The following is an 18,910-nucleotide window of genomic DNA, read 5'->3' on the forward strand; positions in this document are numbered from 1 at the left end:
TTAATTTATATTTATATTATAACACAAATGTTCAGGTTTGTCTACTCTTCTATCCAACCTTTTACTCTTGAAACTGCATTTTTCCATCCTTTATATAGCTTTTCTCTCTTAGCACTATCAAAAGTTGGAGCGTAGCTTTGGCTAACAGCCCATTTAGTTGCAATTTCTTCTTTTGATTCCCAGAATTTAACTGCAAGACCTGCTAAATAGGCAGCTCCTAACGCTGTAGTTTCAGTAATTATTGGTCTAAGAACTTGTGTATTAGAAATATCTGCTTGGAATTGCATTAATAGATCATTTCTACTAGCTCCTCCATCAACTCTAAGTGATGCTAATTTACATCCAGCATCTTCAGCCATAGCTGTTAATAAATCATTAGTTTGGTAAGCTATTGCTTCAAGAGCTGCTCTAATTATATGATTTCTATTAGCTCCTCTAGTTAATCCAAAAATAGCTCCTCTAGCATACATATCCCAGTAAGGTGCACCAAGTCCAACAAATGCAGGAACAACATAAACTCCACCGTTATCTGGCACTTTCTTAGCGAAGTATTCTGAATCTGCTGCATCATGAATAAATTGAAGTTCATCTCTAACCCATTGAATTACAGCTCCACCAACAAATACTGAACCTTCTAAAGCATATTCAACTTTGTCATTAATACCAACTGCAATTGTTGTTACTAGTCCATTTTTGCTAAGAACCATATCTTCCCCTGTATTCATAAGTAAGAAACATCCAGTTCCATAAGTGTTTTTAGCACTGCCTTTTTCAAAACAAGTTTGTCCAAATAAAGCACATTGTTGATCTCCAGCCATACCAGCTATTGGAACTCTAACGCCTCCAACGCCTCCAAGGTTTGCATATCCATAAACTTCAGAAGAATTTTTAACTTCAGGTAACATTGATGTTGGGATTCCTAATCTATTGATTATCTTTTCATCCCATTTTAATTCTTTTATGTTATAAAGAAGAGTTCTTGAAGCATTGGTGTAGTCGGTTACATGAACCTTACCATTTGTTAATTTCCAAACTAACCAAGTATCAACTGTACCAAATAATAAATCTCCTTTTTCTGCTTTTTCTCTTGCACCTTCAACATTATCTAAAATCCATTTAATTTTAGTTCCTGAGAAATACGCATCTAATAATAATCCAGTGTTTTCTTTTACATATTCAACAAATTCTGCATCTTTTTTATACTCTTCTACAATAGAAGCTGTTCTTCTACATTGCCATACAATAGCATTGTAAACTGGTTCTCCTGTATTTTTATCCCACACTATTGTAGTTTCTCTTTGATTTGTTATACCTATTGCTGCAATTTCATCAGCACTTATGTTTGTTTTTGCTAATACTTCTTGAAGTACTCCATATTGGCTTGACCATATTTCTAACGGATTATGCTCAACCCATCCTTCTTTAGGATAAATTTGAGTAAATTCTTTTTGACTTACCCCTACAATATTTTGCTCCTTGTCAAATACAATTGCTCTTGAACTTGTAGTTCCTTGATCCAATGCTACGATGTACTTACCCATTTAATTCACCAATCCTCTCAAAATAATTATATAAAATAAAGCCACACAAAACACAACTATGTTTTATGCAGCTATTACTCTAATACACTTAAGCCTACATATTCCAAATTTCTTTTTTAGTTGTAGAAACGCAAGTTGCTCCCGAACTTAAGGCTAACATTACATCTTCTTTATCAGCAATCAATCCACCTGCAATAACTGGTTTATTTGATTGATCTGAAATAATTTTTATTACCTTAGGAATAAGTCCAGGTAATATCTCTAGCGCATCACAATCTAACACTAAATGATTTTTTGCATTATTTAAAGCAATTGTATCAAATATAAATACTCTTTGTATCGCTACTAATCCATAATTTTTAGCAGTTTTAACTACTTGAGGTTTTGTACTTATAATTCCATTAAATTTAGTTTCTTGTTTTATAAATCTTATTACAACTTCTTTATTTGTAAAACCTTCAACTAAATCAATATGTATTATACCTACCTTTCCTCTAGAAACTATCAATTCACTAATTTCCTTAATATTCATTACATCTCCAAATAATACAAATATAATTTCAGCTGAGGAGTCTAATGCCAAATCTAATTGTTCTTTATTTTTTACTGCGGCTATGATAGGATTTTGTTCTAGTAAATTTCTAATACTCATTGTCCACCCTCTATTAAACGTTTTCTTTTTGTTGTTTTCATTATTGCATATTTGTATAAACTTGTCAACATTGTTAATTATTTAACGCTTATAATCTTTATATTATATTAAAAATTCTGTTTAATATTAAGTATTATTTTATACTCTTTATATTATATTATAATTATTTTTAATAATCTTAGGGTTATTTTTAAACACTTCTTATTTTTTATATATTTAAATTTTATTTTTAATAATCTTATTTTTATCATCACTTTTGTAAAAAGCAGTACTTTTATATAACAAGAAAGACCAATAATTCCCTATAGAATTATTGGCCATTTTTATTCTAGTTTTTAAAATCTTCTATTCTGATTATATTATCTATATTATTCACACTTCTAAGACTTGAAATTTCATTGCATGAATCATATATTTGTTTTTGACTAGTTGTATGTGTAACCAAAACTATTGTAACGTTCCCTTCCTCATTTTGATCTCCTTTTTGAATAACTGATCTTAAGCTAACATTATATTTTCCAAGTATAGCAGTTATTTCTCCCAATACTCCTGGTTCATCTAATACTGATGCCCTTATATAGAATTTACTTTTAACTTCTTTTATATCAGCTATTTTTCTATCCCATAAATTATTTTTTACTACTGAATTATTATTTTCTAAATCTATATTACTTCTTAATATTGCAATAACATCACTTACTACAGCACTCCCTGTTGGTAAATCTCCAGCACCTCTTCCATAGAACATTAAATCTCCAACAGCATTTCCTTTTACAAATACAGCATTAAATGAATCATATACATTTGCAAGTGGATGTTTTTTAGGAATCATTGTAGGATGAACTCTTAATTCTAGTTTTTCATTATTTTCTTTAACAATTGCAAGTAGCTTTATTACCATTTTAAATTCTTTAGCATAATCCATATCTATTGGCTTAATATTTGTAATTCCCTCTCTATACACATTATCTATATCTATTTTAGTTCCAAATGCTAAAGATGATAATATCGCTAGTTTATATTGAGCATCATATCCTTCAATATCTGATGTTGGATCAGCTTCAGCATATCCCATATCCTGCGCTTCTTTTAGTGCCTCATCAAAGCCTAAACCTTCCGATTCCATTTTAGTTAATATATAATTTGTTGTTCCATTTACAATTCCATATAATTCTTTAATTTTATTTGCAGTTAAACTTTCATCTATACCATTTATTATTGGTATTCCACCTGCAACACTAGCTTCATATTTAAACATCAATCCGTTGCTATCTGCCTTTTCAAAAAGTTCATCTCCATTTGTTGCAAGTAACATTTTATTTGCAGTAACTATATGCTTACCTTTATCCATACACTGAAGCATATATTCTCTAGCTGGCTCTATTCCTCCCATCATTTCAAGAACTACTTTTATAGAATCATCATTTAATATTTCGTTAAAATCTGTAGTTATAAGTTCTTTTGAAACATCTATACCCCTAGGTTTATTTTTATCTCTTACAAGGATTTTTGCTATTTCTACTTCATAGCCAGATCTTTTCATTATCTCTTCTTTATTAGAATTTAAAATCATACAAACACCACGACCAACATTCCCCAATCCCAGTAGTGCTATTCTAACTTTCTTCATTTTAGATTCCCCCTCTTTATGTATAAATATTGTATTATTTCATTATAATGTTTATATATATCTTTTTCCACACTATTTCTAACTTTTTATTAAATATTATTATTTGTATATTTAAAATAATTATAACTATATATACTGAAGAATATATAGTATAGTTTAGTTGATTGTAAAAATGGACTATTCCAAATAAAACTTATTTATATATTTGAAATAGCCTTACATTTATAGATTTATTTTAACTATTATCTACCTCTTAAACTAATGTGAACATCCATCATGATTACATGTATGATTTGAAGAAAATTCTACTAATTCTGATTTTATTAATGCCTCTATATTTACTTGAATAGTACCTTCAATAGCCTTATATACTTTAATTTCCATAGAATTCAATTTAGTTATAGCACCTTGACCTATTCCACCAACAACTACTGCATCAACTATTTCCCCTGATAAAGCCTTCATTGGTTGACATTTGCCATGCTCATGTCCTAAATCTCCATTGTTTAAAACTTTAATTTCTTCAGTATCTGTATCACATACTATAAATAATGGTGCTGTTCCAAAATGTCCATACGGAATACTATTAACACCCTCATTTGATCTTACTGGAAAACATACTTTCATCTTTTAAATCCTCCTTAAAACTTTCTTTTATAAGTGCATTTTATATTTACAACATATATACATTTACATTTTCTATATCATATTTTAGATAAATATATAATAAATTATTATTAATTATTTTTTCTAAACATCTTAATTAATTGCTTAATTAAAATTCTAATGCTTTATCAAAAACTTTTCAAGTTCTATTGTTTTTATATTGTAATTAAATATTAATATTTTAATTTAATAAAGAACTTATGTTAATTTTTATAATTCCCTAGTTAAAGTTAAACTTTTACAAAAGCTCTTCTAAAGGTTTTATTATTTGTATTTTTCCTCTTTCTAACTTTATATATCCTCTTTTTTCTATACTTTTTAACTTTCTGCTAACAACTTCTCTTACCGAATCAATTTCGAAAGCCAATTCACTGTGCGTTGTATATAGTATATTACTTTTTTTACTAATTAATAATTTAATCAGCCTTGTTTCTAATGATTCATGAACTCTCTCTTCTTTATTAGATACTATAATATTAAATTTTCTATATAAGTCTCTATACATATATGATAAAAATCCATTATTATTTAAAAAATATTTTTTCATAGTTTCTACTGGAATTATATACACTAATGAATCTTGAATAGCTTCTCCTATTATATTTAAAGATTCAAATTTTAATAAACAGCTTAATGCTTCATGACATAACTCTCCTTCTTTTATATTATAAAGATTAGTTTCTTCTCCCTCTTCATTAATCTTTTGAATCTTAATTGTTCCTTTTATTACGAATAAAACTCCTGTACATCCTTCTTTTGCAGATGATATATACTCATCTGCATATATAACTTTTAAAATTCCATGTTCAGTCACAACATTATTATTTTCTTGATTTATTTTTTTTAATATTGGGTAAATATTATACAATTCATCTATAAATTCCATTTTATTTTCTAATATATTCTTATTATATGTCATTTATTTCCCTCCAAATATATATTTAAAATTACTATCTAGTGAATAAATTTACAATATCATTCTTTTATTATAATATAATAAATATAGATAAAAAAATATAAAGATAATACTAATAAAAAACTTATATAAATAAAAATTTCTATATTATATTTTTAAAAGACAGTAGATAATTTTGTTATACACTAAATTATCTACTGTCTTTTATATAAATATTTTAAGATTTATATTAATGAACAAACTTTATTAAAAGTTATATAAATAAATTTAATCCTGAATCCTCAGTAGCACCTAAATAAGATGCAACACCTCCTAATTCAACTCCATCAATAAATTCTTCTTTTTTTATTCCCATCAAATCCATACTCATAGAACATGCAACAACATTAACTCCCATTTTAATTGCATTAATTATTAAAGTTTCTAAATCATCAACATTGTGCTTTTTCATTATTTGTTTTATCATTGCAGGCCCCATTCCCATCATATTCATTTGAGATAATGGTAATTTCCCAGGGTGTCCAGGCAACATGAAATCAAACATCTTTTCCATAGAATCCTTACTAACTCTAGGTTTATTTTTCTTTTTTAATACATTAAGCCCCCAAAATGTGAAGAACATTGTAACCTTTTTCCCCATAGACGCTGCCCCTGTTGCTATAATAAATGAAGCTATTGCTTTATCTAAATCTCCACTAAACACTACTAATGTTGCTCCATTTTTATCTGAAGATACTTTCAAAGTTTTATTTTCCTCATTCACACCTTTTTTTATATAAGCCACAAAAGCTTTACCTTTAGTATCAAATTCAGATTTTAACAAAGCATTTCCTGTATTATCACACCAAGATTTTATATCCTTACTAAATCCAGGGTCACTAGCTTTTACTTCTAATACTTCACCCTCATTCATTTTATTTACTTCTTCAAAAACCCTTTTTATTGGTCCTGGACATTGAAGACCACAGGCATTTAATGTAACATGAGCATTTATCTCAGTTATATCTAAATCTTCTAGTTTCATAGCTGCTACTTCATCCTTTACTTCTTTAATCTTTTTATATTGATTAGAAATGCTTTCTTCTGCTCTCTTTACATATAAATATGTCTTTATTCCCCCATCTATATTAGTACACTTTATTCCGTTTTGTTCTAATATTCTACATGCAACATATCCTCTTAATCCTACTTGGCAAGTAACATATATATCTTTTTCTTTAGGAATTTCACTTAATCTATCTCTTAAACTTTTTAAAGAAATATGCATAGAATTATCTAAAGTTCCTGTTACTAATTCAAAATCTTCTCTTACATCTAAAATTATAGATTCTTTTTTATTCAATTTATCAATTTCATGCCATTGAATTGTTTTTACATTTCCTTCTATAATATTTGATGCATAATATCCTAACATATTAACTGGATCTTTAGCTGAATTATATGGTGGCGCATAGCAAGCTTCAACATCTTGTAAATCAAAAACTGTAAGTCCTGCTTTAATTGCAGTTGCAATTATATCTATACGTTTTTCAACCCCGTCCATTCCAACAGCTTGTGCTCCAAATATTTTACCATCTTTAGCATCAAATAACATTTTAATAGCTATAGGAAAAGCTCCTGGATAATATCCTGCATGAGAACCTGGATGAATATGAATAGCTTTAAAATCTATACCTAACGTTTTTAATACCTTTTCATTGTTCCCAGTTGATGCCACCGTATAATCAAATACCTTTGCAACTGATGATCCAAGAGTACCTTTATATTCAATATTTTTCCCACATATATTATCTGCTACTATTCTACCTTGTCTATTAGCTGGCCAAGCTAATGGAATTAATGTTGGCTTTTTATTTACAAAATCTATTACCTGAACTGCATCGCCTAATGCATAAATGTTTGGATCCGAAGTTTGCATATATTTATTAACTATAATAGCTTCTCTATCATTTAATTGAATATTAGCTTCTTTTGCTATTAATGTTTCTGGTTTAACTCCAATTGATAATATAATAATGTCTGTCTCTACTTCTTTTCCACTCTTTAGCTTTATCTTTATTCCATTATTTTCAAATGATGTTACTGCATCTTTTAAAATTAATTCAACATTTTTATCTATTAAATGTTGATGAATTATACTTGCCATTTCTATATCAATTGGTCCCATGACTTGATCACTTGCTTCTATTAATGTAACATCTATTCCTATATCATGTAGATTTTCAGCCATTTCGATGCCTATAAATCCTCCCCCTATTATAGTTGCATGTTTAGGTTTAGAATTATCAATATAATCTTTAATCTTATCCATATCATTCATATTTCTAAGTGTAAATAGATTGTTACTATCATTTATTCCTGGTATCGGAGGTTTTATTGGATTAGCTCCAGGAGATAAAACTAAAACATCATAATTTTCTTCATATATTTCTTGTGTTTTATGATTCTTAATAGTAACCTTTTTATTTTCTTTATTTATTTTTATTACTTCACTTAAATTTCGTATATCTAAATTAAATTTTTTTGACATTTCTTCTACTGTTTGAACAATTAACTGATCTCTATCATTAATTGTTTCCCCTATATAATATGGAAGACCACAATTAGCAAAAGATATATATTCTCCCTTTTCTACCATAATTATCTCTAATTTTTCATCTAACCTTCTTAATCTAGCTGCTGTAGATGCGCCTCCAGCAACACCTCCAACAATAATAACTTTTTTAGCCATATTATTCTCTCCTTATTATAATTTATTTCTTAAAATAATAAATCTAATAGTATAATCTGCTTAAATTAAAATTAATATTACAAAAAATATTCTAAATATCTTAATTAATTATTAAAAACTATTGTTTATTTTAGTTTATTTAATAAAAGAATTTTTTTCTGTAACTTTATCACATATCCATCATCTTCATATATCTATTTTTTTATTAATATAATATCTAAAATAATTTATAAATAAGAATTTTAAAATAAAGACTATATTTTAAAATAGTGTTGATATTATAATAAATTCCTATGTCCATTAGCTTTATCTATAATATCAACATACACTTAAAACATAGCTAAAATAAAACGAGATAATATATCTTTTTATTAAAAGTATATTATCTCGTTTAAGTTATTCAATTATTTTTAATTATTGTAATAAAGACTTTCTGATGGATAATTTGGATCTGATGTTACTTCTATACCTAATTTACCAAAGGTTAATTCATCAGCTCTTGAAAGGATTGTTGTTGAATGTGCTTGACATCCTTTTAATAAAGCTAATTTTTCCATTGCAACTCCTGCTGTTGGATTTGTTGCTGCCGAAATACTTAATGCTGTAAGAACTTCTTCTAAACTAAGAGAAGTATTTCTTTCCTTAAATGTTTTAGCTTTAAGACTAATTATTGGTTCAAGAATAACTGGTGAAATTAAATAAATATCATCTGAAATATTTGCTAAATATTTTATAGCATTTATTGTAACAGCTGCTGCTCCATCCATTAAATCTGAAGTTTTTCCTGTTAAGATAGTTCCATCTTTAAGTTCTAATGCTACTGCTGGACATATATCATTAGAATCAGCTTTTTCTTTTAATTTTAAAGATTTTTCTCTTGCTGGAGTAACTACTTCTCTATCCGTTTCTTTAAGATTTAATTCTTCCATTATTAATTTAGATCTATCAAATGTTTCTTTATCAACATATCCTTTTTTATATTCGCATCCAGTTTTAAAATATCTTCTTATTATTTCTTGCTTAGAGGCATCCTTAACTACATCATCGTTAACTATTCCAAAACCAACTCTATTTACACCCATATCTGTTGGTGATTTGTAAACTGATTCTTTACCTGTTATTTTTTCTATTATTCTTTTTAATACTGGGAAAGTTTCAATATCTCTATTATAGTTAACAGTAACTTTATTATATGCATCCATATGGAATGAATCTAACATATTAACATCTTTTAAATCAACTGTAGCTGCTTCATATGCAATATTTAGTGGATGTTTTAATGGAACATTCCATACAGGGAAAGTTTCAAATTTTGAATATCCTGCAGCATTTCCTCTTTTAGATTCATGATATAACTGACTTAAACACGTAGCAAGCTTTCCACTTCCAGGTCCTGGTGCTGTAACTACCACTATTGGTTTAGTAGTTTCTATGTAAGGATTTTTACCATATCCTTCTTCACTAACTATTGTATCTACATCAGTAGGATATCCCTTAGTTGCTCTATGTTTATATACTTTAATGCCTCTTCTTTCTAGCTTGTTTATAAATACTGTAGTTGCTGGTTGTCCATCATATCTAGTTATAACTACACTATTAACTTCTAAATCATAAGCTCTTAAATCATCAATAAGTCTTAGTACATCCATATCATATGTAATACCAAAATCGCCTCTTATTTTGTTTCTTTCTATATCCCCTGCGTAAACACATATTACAACTTCTACTTTCTCTCTAAGTTTATGTAATAATTTAATTTTCGCATTTTCATCAAATCCCGGAAGCACTCTCATTGCATGTCTATCATTAAAAAGTTTTCCACCAAACTCTAAATATAATTTGTCATAATCATTAACTCTTTCTAATATATACTTCGATTGTTCTTCTAAATATTTTATATGATCAAATCCTGTTTCCATATTATACCTCACTCGCTTTTTCTTTGTAAAAATTCATTATTATATTATTACACAAAGTATCATTATTGTAAATTATCTATTTTAAATAAATTTAATAATAAAATCCATTTATATTTAACAATTATTCTATTACTTAAATATAAAACATTTTCATAACAAATATTAAATTAAAGTATTTTTTATCAAAATAGATGATACTAATAAAAATATGTTTTAAAATAAGTATGGATATTTGAAATTAAATTTAATATTCAAATATCCATAAATTTATCTATAATCTTCTAATTGATAATTATTATGTAGAAATTTAGCTAAATCCAAGCTTACTTTCTCTGCACCCCAAATATTAGTATGACCTACATTATTCATATCTTCTTTAAAATCAAATTTAATTTCTTTCATTTTTTCCTCTAAAGAATAATTAATAAATGGAATATTATTTTCCTCTGCTATTTGGTTTACTCTATTATACATTGCTGCATCATCTATATACCAGTGTTCAAAATCATTACTAGAATAATCATAAGGAGCATTAACAAAGACCAATTTAAACCCTTTTTGTTTTGAAAGTTCTATAAATTTGTAAAGATACTCTTCTGATTTAGATGGTATCTCACCAATCTCTTCACTATATTGTTCTCCCTTAATTTCTTCTCCATATTTTTGATCTCCAGCTTCAAATCCTGTTATTTTATAATTTACGGAATTATTTTTTGAGTTTTTCTTTAAACTACTCCATCTATTATGATATTTTAATATTGGAAAAAGATAATATATAAATTCACTCTTTGGCGTACAATTCCTAATAGCTTGTAATTTATTATAAGATAACTTCATATTATCTAAAACATTTCTAATATATCCTTCCTCACCATACTCATTTTTCAATCCTAGATAATATAAGTCTAAAACTACTATTTTAGTTTCTGGGTGTATTTTTAACGCTTCCTTTAGAAGATAGTATGTAACATCTATTGGTTGCCCTCCCGTTCCAAAATTAAAACTATTTATTCCATAGTTATCATATAATATTTCTGGATCTATTAAACCATTCATGTGACTTGAACCAAGTAGTAAAACTTCATATGAATTTTCCTTATTATACAATCCTTCTTTTAATTTAACAGCATGACCTGGTATTACAAATATTGGTGATATTAATGCTAATATAATAACAACTATTATTGTTATATTTATTCCTTTTAACCAAAACTTTTTAACCATATTACTCTCCTAAAATTGACAATATATAAATTGTTGTTCACTATATCCCGAACCATAAACACCCAATATAATAATTATTAAAATTATAGATATATAAATACCCCATCTATATATTATTTTCTTGTGCGATAATACTTCTAAAAGATTTATTTTTTCTTTTAAAATATCAATAATTATTAGTATAACTATACCTATAACAGCTACTATAAATTCATCACGTGATATAATTAAATTAAACAATGTACCATCTTGTAAAATACTTTCATTATGTAAAAACAAATTTCTAAATATTATTCTTATATCATTAAATGAATTTGCTCTAAAAAATATCCACGCAAAACTTACAAGGAAAAATGTAGTAAACACCTGAAGAATTTGATAACTAACAAAATCTTTTCTTATACCATATTTTCTAATAATCTTATCTTTTATTCCTCTAGTTATTCCTCCTACAATTTCATAAATTCCGTGTAATACTCCCCATATTATAAAAGTTAATGATGCACCATGCCATAATCCACTAAGTAAAAATACAATCATAATATTTAAATATTTTCTAAAAGATCCTTTTTTATTTCCACCTAAGGGTATATATACATAATCCTTAAACCAAGAACTTAATGTTATATGCCACCTTCTCCAAAAATCTTTTATAGATTTTGATAAATATGGTTGCCTAAAATTTTCAGGAAGAATAAATCCCATAACTTTCGCAGCTCCTATTGCTATATCAGAGTAAGATGAAAAATCACAATATATTTGAAATGTAAAAAATATTGAAGCTATTATAATTTGACTTGCTCCATATTCAGAAGGTGAATCAAACACTGTATTAACTAATATAGCTAATCTATCAGCAATAAATATTTTTTTAAAATATCCCCACAACATTTGAACTAATGCATTTTTAACTCTTAAATATTCAAAATTATGTACTTCATTAAATTGATGTAATAAATCTTTAGATTTTACTATTGGTCCTGCAACTAATTGAGGAAAAAATGAAACAAAAAGAGCATACTTACCTAAATTTTTTTCAGCTTTAATGTCTCCTCTATATACATCAATTGTATAACTTAAGGCTTGAAAAGTATAAAATGATATACCTACTGGTAACATAAAATCGAAAGCAGGAAATTTAACTGTAATATCAAATATCGAAATCAAAACATTAATTCCTCTTGTAAAAAACTTATAATATTTAAATAAAAATAATATTCCTAAGTTAGTAAGAAAACTCATTAATACCAAAAATCTTTTTAATAATTTTGATTTATTTTTTTCATTAATCAAACAACTTTTTTCAATTAATAATCCAGTTAAATATGTACTTATTGTTGAAATAGCTATTAATATAGCATATTTAGGATTCCAACACATATAAAAATAATAACTAGATACTAATAACCATATCCATTTTAATTTGGATGGTATGATAAAATAAATTATAGTTACTATTGGAAAAAAAATTAAAAAATCTATTGAATTAAAAGTCATATGTTTTCCTCCCATTATTAATTTAAATATTAGTTTTAAAACTTAGGTTCAACTTTATATATTACTAATAAATCTAATATAAGTTAACATTGTATATTTTACCCATAAAAATAAAAATTATAATATTTTTATATATAAAGTTTATTTTTTCATATAAAATCCATATAAAAAAGGTAGAATCCATTTCTAGATCCTACCTTTTTATACTGATATATATATTACAAATAAATTTTACTATATCTAATATTATTCTTCTGATTTTTTATCTTCTTTAGGTAATACCGCTATTCCAAGTTCTAACAATTGCTTTTCATCAGCTATATTTGGTGCTTCACTTAAATAGCAATATGCATTTTGGTTTTTAGGGAATGCAATTACATCTTTTATGTTTTCTGTTCCTGCTAAGAACATTATCATTCTATCAAGACCAAATGCTAAGCCACCATGTGGTGGTGGTCCAAATTTAAATGCTTGTAATAAGTATCCAAATCTTTCATTAACTGTTTCATTTGTAAGCCCAAGTGCCCTAAACATTCTTTCTTGAAGCGCTGTATCATGAATTCTTATAGAACCTCCACCTAGCTCTTCGCCATTTAATACTAAGTCATAAGCCTTAGAACGCACACTTCCTGGATCTGATTCAATAAAATCTAAGTCTTCATCCATTGGTGCAGTAAATGGATGGTGACAAGCTTTGTATCTTTCTTCTTCTTCACTATATTCAAATAATGGGAATTCAGTAATCCATGTGAAATTAATTTCATTCTTATCCTTAATTAAATCAAATTGCTTAGCTAATTCTAATCTTAATGCTCCTAAACTTTGGAATACTACCGAATTTTTATCTGCCACTATTAAAATAGCATCTCCAGTTTCTGCATTCATAGTATTTACTATTGAATTTGTAACATCATCAGTTAAGAATTTAGCAATTGATGATTTAACACCTTCATCTTTAAGTTGAATCCAAGCTAATCCTTTTGCTTTATAAGTCTTAACAAATTCACCTAACTTATCAAGAGGCTTTCTTCCAAGTGATGCTCCACCTTTTAGGCACAATGCTCTAACAGATCCACCATTAGCTATAGCATCCTTAAATACTACAAAATCTAAATCTTTAACATCTTCTGTTATATTAGTAATTTCCATTCCAAATCTTAGATCCGGCTTATCTGATCCGTATTTTTCCATTGCATCTTTAAACGTCATTCTTTTAATTGGAAGAGAAACATCTACTCCAGCAACTTGCTTAAATACATGTGCTATTAATCCTTCGTTTAAAGCCATTATATCTTCTTGCTCAACAAAGCTCAATTCCATATCAACTTGAGTGAATTCCGGTTGTCTATTTGCTCTTAAATCTTCATCTCTGAAACATTTAGCTATTTGATAATATCTGTCAAATCCAGATACCATTAATAATTGCTTGAATATTTGTGGTGATTGTGGAAGTGCATAAAACATTCCTGGATAATTTCTTGAAGGTACTAAATAATCCCTAGCTCCTTCTGGAGAACTCTTTGATAAAATTGGAGTTTCCACATCTAAAAAGTTATGTTCTTCTAAATAATCACGAATAGCTTTTGTTGTTTTACTTCTAATTGCAAATATCCTTTGCATATCTGGTCTTCTTAAATCCAAGTATCTATATTTTAATCTTATATTTTCTGCTGCGTCTAAATTTTCTTTTATATATATTGGTGGAGTTTCTGATTCTGAAAGAATCTTTATAGATTCACATTTTAATTCAACAAAACCAGTTGGCATGTTTTCATTAACACTTTCTCTTTTAACAACTTCCCCTGTAACTGCTACACAATATTCAGGTCTTACTGATTTTGCTTTTTCAAAAGCTTCAGCATTGATTTCTTCTCCAAAAACAACTTGCATTATGCCTGTTTTATCTCTTAAATCGATAAATTCAAGTCCTCCAAGTTTTCTATTTCTTTGAACCCATCCCATTAAAGTAATCTTTTTACCTATATGATTTTCTCTAGGTTCTCCACACATCATTGTACGTTTTAAACCACCTAAGGCTTCACCCATTTGTCATTTCCTCCTAACACTTTTTCCAAATTCTAATTTACATTTAATGATATTTAATAACATTAATTATATTCTGTTGAATACTTTTAATGGATTATTGGCTAACATTTAATATAAATTATCCAAGTATTATATAAATAAATATGTAAGAAAAACATATTTTTATTTAACTATTTTTTTAATTGCCTCTGTATCATTTAAAGAAACATCAAAAGTTTCCCCATCAGACATTCTCTTTAAAGTTATTTTTTCATTTTTTAGTTCATCTTCTCCTAAAATAGTAGTAAATAAGGCTCCTAATTTATTTGCAAATTTCATTTCTGCCTTTATACTTCTACCCATATGGTTAATTTCACAGTTTACTCCTAATATTCTTAAATTGTGAGCTAATTTAAATGCATATTTTCTTTCTTCTTCTCCTCTAGCTCCAATATATAAATCAATTAAAGCCTCATTAGGTATTTCTATGCCTTCTTTTTCTAGCATCATTATCATTCTTTCAATACCAATACCAAAACCTACTGCTGGCATAGAAGGACCACCAAGTTCCTCTATAAGTTTATCATATCTTCCGCCACCACATACTGTAAATTCAGAACTTAATATTTCAAAAATAGTCTTAGTATAATAATCTAACCCTCTAACTATTCCTGGATCTATTGTATATGGAACTCCTAATATATCTAAATACTCTTTAACTTTAGTAAAATGAGTATCACATTCTTGACACATAAAATCTAAAATTATAGGTGCATTTTTTGTGATTTCTTTACATTTTCTTTCTTTGCAATCTAAAATCCTCATCGGATTTTTTTCAAATCTGCTTTTACAAGTATCACAAAGTCCATCATAATTTTCTTCTAAAAACTTCTTTAATGCCTCATTATATTTAGGTCTACAATCAGGACATCCCAAATTATTTATATTTAAACTTAAATTCTTTAAACCTAATTCTTTTAAAGTATCCATAGCTACACATATAACTTCTGCATCCATTGAAGGTTCCTTAGAACCAAAAACTTCTAATCCACATTGATGGAATTGTCTAAGTCTTCCTTTTTGAACATTCTCATATCTAAATGCTGGAGTTATATAATATAACTTTGTAGGTTGTGCCTCATTAAATAATCTATTTTCTACAAAAGCTCTAACTGCTGATGCTGTTCCTTCTGGTTTTAATGTTATACTTCTATCACCTTTATCTTTAAAAGTATACATTTCCTTTTGAACTATATCTGTTGTATCACCAACACCTCTTAAAAATAGTTCTGTATGTTCAAACATAGGAGTTCTAATTTCTCTAATTCCATAAGTTTTTGCAACATTTCTAAATGTATTTTCTACATAATGCCACTTATAAGCATCCTGTGGTAACATATCCTTTGTACCCTTTGGTGCCTGCATTTCCATTGCCATTTATATTCCTCCTTAAATAAGAAAATAAAACTTATTTAAGCTTTTTATAATATAATTTATAAAAACTTAAATTAATTTATTTCCACAATAATATATTTTAATACAAAGTATTAAGTAATTCTATTTTCCTCTCAATCATTTCATCTACCCTTGAAACATACTCTTTAATATCCTTCAAGTTTGGAAATCTTTCAAGCCTATCTTCTTCTAAAAATATTACTTTGCTGACAGCAGCAGCTCCTAAGGCAATAATCGTTTGTTTTTCTTCAATCATTTCAATATTATAGATACATTCCTTACCCTTTTTAGCATATCCTAAATTCTCCATATTTCCAACCATATTTTTTTGTCTATACATATAATATGGATAAATATCCAAAGTTTTTGCTAAATTCCTGCTTTCTTCGTACATTTTCATTATTTCTTCTTGATTTGGAATATCAATTCCTTTTTTTAAAACAAAATTCTCATACATTCTTGATCCTCTTTTTAATGCAAGGCCATGAACTGTAATACTATCTGGTTTTAAAGCTATTAATTCATTTTTAGTTTTAATAACTTCATTATGACCTTCACCTGGTAATCCTATTATTATATCCATATTTATATCTTTGAAACCAAGGCTTCGTGCCATATCAAATTTTTCTTTAACATCTTCTACTGAATGACTTCTTCCTATTAATTTTAAGGTTTTATCATTCATCGTTTGAGGATTAATACTTATTCTACTAACATCATAATCTCTCATAGTTTCCAACTTGTCTAAAGTTATAGTATCAGGTCTACCACATTCAACAGTAAATTCCTTTACATCTTTATCCTTAATAAAAGCACTATATATCTCTTTCATTATAAACTTAAATTCTTCATCATTAACAGCAGTTGGAGTTCCCCCTCCAAAATAAACAGTTTCTATATGAAGATTCTTTTCTTCAATATACTTGTTGATACCTCTAATTTCTTTAGTTAATGCCTCTATATAGGGCATTACCATTTTTTTGTTTCCCTTTATAGGATTTGAGGTAAAAGAACAATATAAACATTTAGTTGGGCAGAAAGCCATTCCAATATAAATAGAAATTTTATTTTTATCCTTATTTACAAATCGTTCTTCAGTTTTTGCAACCTCTATGCAAATTTTTGCTTTATCTTCATGAGCCAGATAATAATCTTTGAATATTTCTATAACTTCGTTTTCTGTCTTTCCTTCTTTTAACAATTTAAGTGCTATCTTTGATGGTCTAATTCCTATTAAAATTCCCCATGGATACATATCTCCAGTTAATTCTTTTAAACAGGAAAAAATGAATCTTCTAAGAGAATGTTTAATATTCTCTTCTAAAGATTCTTCTTTAACATATTCCTTATAAGAAAATTTCATAGTTTCATCACCAATATAAAAAATATATTCACTTTCTTCTTCACTTAAGAATTTAATCTCACTTAAAGGAAAATATATATTAAATAATTGATACACTTCATATCTGTACTTTAAATTATTTAAACTAATTTTAACTTCCATAATTTCTCCTTTTTACACATAAAAAAGTGGCTACGCCACTTTCAATGAAAGAATTGAATATGCCTTATAATAAGAATGTATTTCTTCTTTTTTCATATCCTATGGTAGACATTGGTCCATGCCCTGGATAAACTTCTATATCATCTCCAAGTATAATTAATTTTTCTTTTATACTCTTAATGATTTCTTTAAAATCTCCACCTGCAAAATCAGTTCTTCCAATCGAAGCTTGGAACAGTGTGTCTCCTGTAAATAATTTATCTTCAATTAAAAAGCAAAGCCCCCCCTTAGTATGACCCGGTGTTTCTATTACTTTAAATTCCTTATTTCCTAAACTTAAAGTGTCTCCCTCTTTTAAATATCCTGATGCTTTAGGTAAACTTCCAAAAACATAATTGTCTTTTTCCATATATTCTTCATCAATTTTACTTATAAAAAATGGAATATTTAAGGATTTACTTAGTTCAACTACTCCACCCACATGATCTATATGCCCATGTGTTAAAATTATATATTTAACTTTAACATTTAAAGATTTAATAATTGCTTGTAATCTTTGAGCGTCTCCACCTGGATCAATAATTCCACAATCTTTTGATTCTTCATCTATTACTAAATAACAATTTGCATCATATATACCCGCTGGAATTGTTTTTATAATCATTTTCAGTACCTCCTAAATAAAAATTTTAAAAAATTTTTTCACTATCTAGTATTATTGTTACTGGACCATCATTATTTATTTCAACTTTCATATCAGCTCCAAATTTTCCTGTACTAACAGACACATTTGCTTCTTTTAAAAGTTCTATAAAATCTTCATAAAGTTTTTCTGCCTCTTCTCCAGATTTCGCTTGCATAAAATTGGGCCTTCTACCTTTTCTACAATCACCATATAAAGTAAATTGTGATATAAGTAAAATTTCTCCTTTAATATCTAATAATGATAAATTCATTTTTTCATTTTCATCTTCAAATATTCTTAGATTTATAATTTTATCTTTTATATATTTTAAATCCTCAATATTATCATCTTTAGATATACCTATCAACACATTAAGACCTCTACCAATAGAGCCTATTATATCTCCATCTACTTTAACACTTGATGAAGTTACTCTTTGTACTATTGCTCTCATATTTTTATCAT

Annotated in this window: 14 protein-coding genes; all 14 read right to left on the bottom strand. The window is 27.2% G+C overall.

Translation table 11 applies throughout. The features are described 5' to 3' along the window. Nucleotides 1-41: 41 nt before the first annotated feature. A complete protein-coding gene (gene glpK / locus KYD98_RS07475; protein WP_219778986.1) occupies nt 42-1,541 on the bottom strand; it encodes a glycerol kinase GlpK in 1,500 nt (499 codons plus the stop codon). A 94-nt stretch (nt 1,542-1,635) separates the two neighbouring features. Continuing rightward, entirely contained in the window at nt 1,636-2,193 is a 558-nt protein-coding gene (locus tag KYD98_RS07480; protein ID WP_219778987.1) for a glycerol-3-phosphate responsive antiterminator, read from the bottom strand. Between the two features lie 328 nt (nt 2,194-2,521). Then, on the bottom strand, nt 2,522-3,823 hold the full coding sequence (locus KYD98_RS07485) for a homoserine dehydrogenase (RefSeq protein WP_219778988.1): 1,302 nt from the start codon (nt 3,821-3,823) through the stop codon (nt 2,522-2,524). A gap of 258 nt (nt 3,824-4,081) precedes the next feature. Further along, nucleotides 4,082-4,450, bottom strand: a complete 369-nt coding sequence (locus KYD98_RS07490; protein ID WP_219778989.1) for a NifB/NifX family molybdenum-iron cluster-binding protein — start codon at nt 4,448-4,450, stop codon at nt 4,082-4,084. A 277-nt stretch (nt 4,451-4,727) separates the two neighbouring features. After that, nucleotides 4,728-5,408, bottom strand: coding sequence for a Crp/Fnr family transcriptional regulator (locus KYD98_RS07495; protein WP_219778990.1), 681 nt, complete (start codon nt 5,406-5,408; stop codon nt 4,728-4,730). 250 nt (nt 5,409-5,658) lie between these two features. Then, the gene (locus KYD98_RS07500) at nt 5,659-8,136 is read right to left on the bottom strand and encodes a CoA-disulfide reductase (RefSeq protein WP_219778991.1); all 2,478 of its coding nucleotides are present in this window, start codon (nt 8,134-8,136) and stop codon (nt 5,659-5,661) included. A 410-nt stretch (nt 8,137-8,546) separates the two neighbouring features. Then, nucleotides 8,547-10,055: a DUF1846 domain-containing protein gene (locus KYD98_RS07505; protein WP_219778992.1), complete on the bottom strand. Its 1,509-nt coding sequence runs from the start codon at nt 10,053-10,055 to the stop codon at nt 8,547-8,549. A gap of 267 nt (nt 10,056-10,322) precedes the next feature. Beyond that, nucleotides 10,323-11,279 carry a hypothetical protein gene (locus tag KYD98_RS07510; RefSeq protein WP_219778993.1) on the bottom strand — a complete coding sequence of 319 codons (957 nt, stop codon included), beginning with the start codon at nt 11,277-11,279 and terminating at the stop codon, nt 10,323-10,325. 9 nt (nt 11,280-11,288) lie between these two features. Then, nucleotides 11,289-12,776 carry an MBOAT family O-acyltransferase gene (locus KYD98_RS07515; RefSeq protein ID WP_219778994.1) on the bottom strand — a complete coding sequence of 496 codons (1,488 nt, stop codon included), beginning with the start codon at nt 12,774-12,776 and terminating at the stop codon, nt 11,289-11,291. Between the two features lie 246 nt (nt 12,777-13,022). Next, complete coding sequence (aspS, locus tag KYD98_RS07520; RefSeq protein WP_219778995.1) at nt 13,023-14,822, bottom strand: aspartate--tRNA ligase; 1,800 nt, start codon at nt 14,820-14,822, stop codon at nt 13,023-13,025. Between the two features lie 162 nt (nt 14,823-14,984). Next, nucleotides 14,985-16,238, bottom strand: a complete 1,254-nt coding sequence (gene hisS / locus KYD98_RS07525; RefSeq protein WP_219778996.1) for a histidine--tRNA ligase — start codon at nt 16,236-16,238, stop codon at nt 14,985-14,987. A gap of 97 nt (nt 16,239-16,335) precedes the next feature. Beyond that, entirely contained in the window at nt 16,336-17,760 is a 1,425-nt protein-coding gene (locus tag KYD98_RS07530) for a coproporphyrinogen III oxidase (RefSeq protein ID WP_219778997.1), read from the bottom strand. Between the two features lie 64 nt (nt 17,761-17,824). Continuing rightward, nucleotides 17,825-18,424, bottom strand: coding sequence for an MBL fold metallo-hydrolase (locus tag KYD98_RS07535; protein WP_219778998.1), 600 nt, complete (start codon nt 18,422-18,424; stop codon nt 17,825-17,827). 25 nt (nt 18,425-18,449) lie between these two features. After that, a complete protein-coding gene (gene dtd, locus KYD98_RS07540) occupies nt 18,450-18,899 on the bottom strand; it encodes a D-aminoacyl-tRNA deacylase (RefSeq protein ID WP_219778999.1) in 450 nt (149 codons plus the stop codon). Nucleotides 18,900-18,910 lie beyond the last annotated feature (11 nt).

This window comes from Clostridium weizhouense (assembly GCF_019431045.1).
Lineage (GTDB): Bacteria > Bacillota > Clostridia > Clostridiales > Clostridiaceae > Clostridium > Clostridium weizhouense.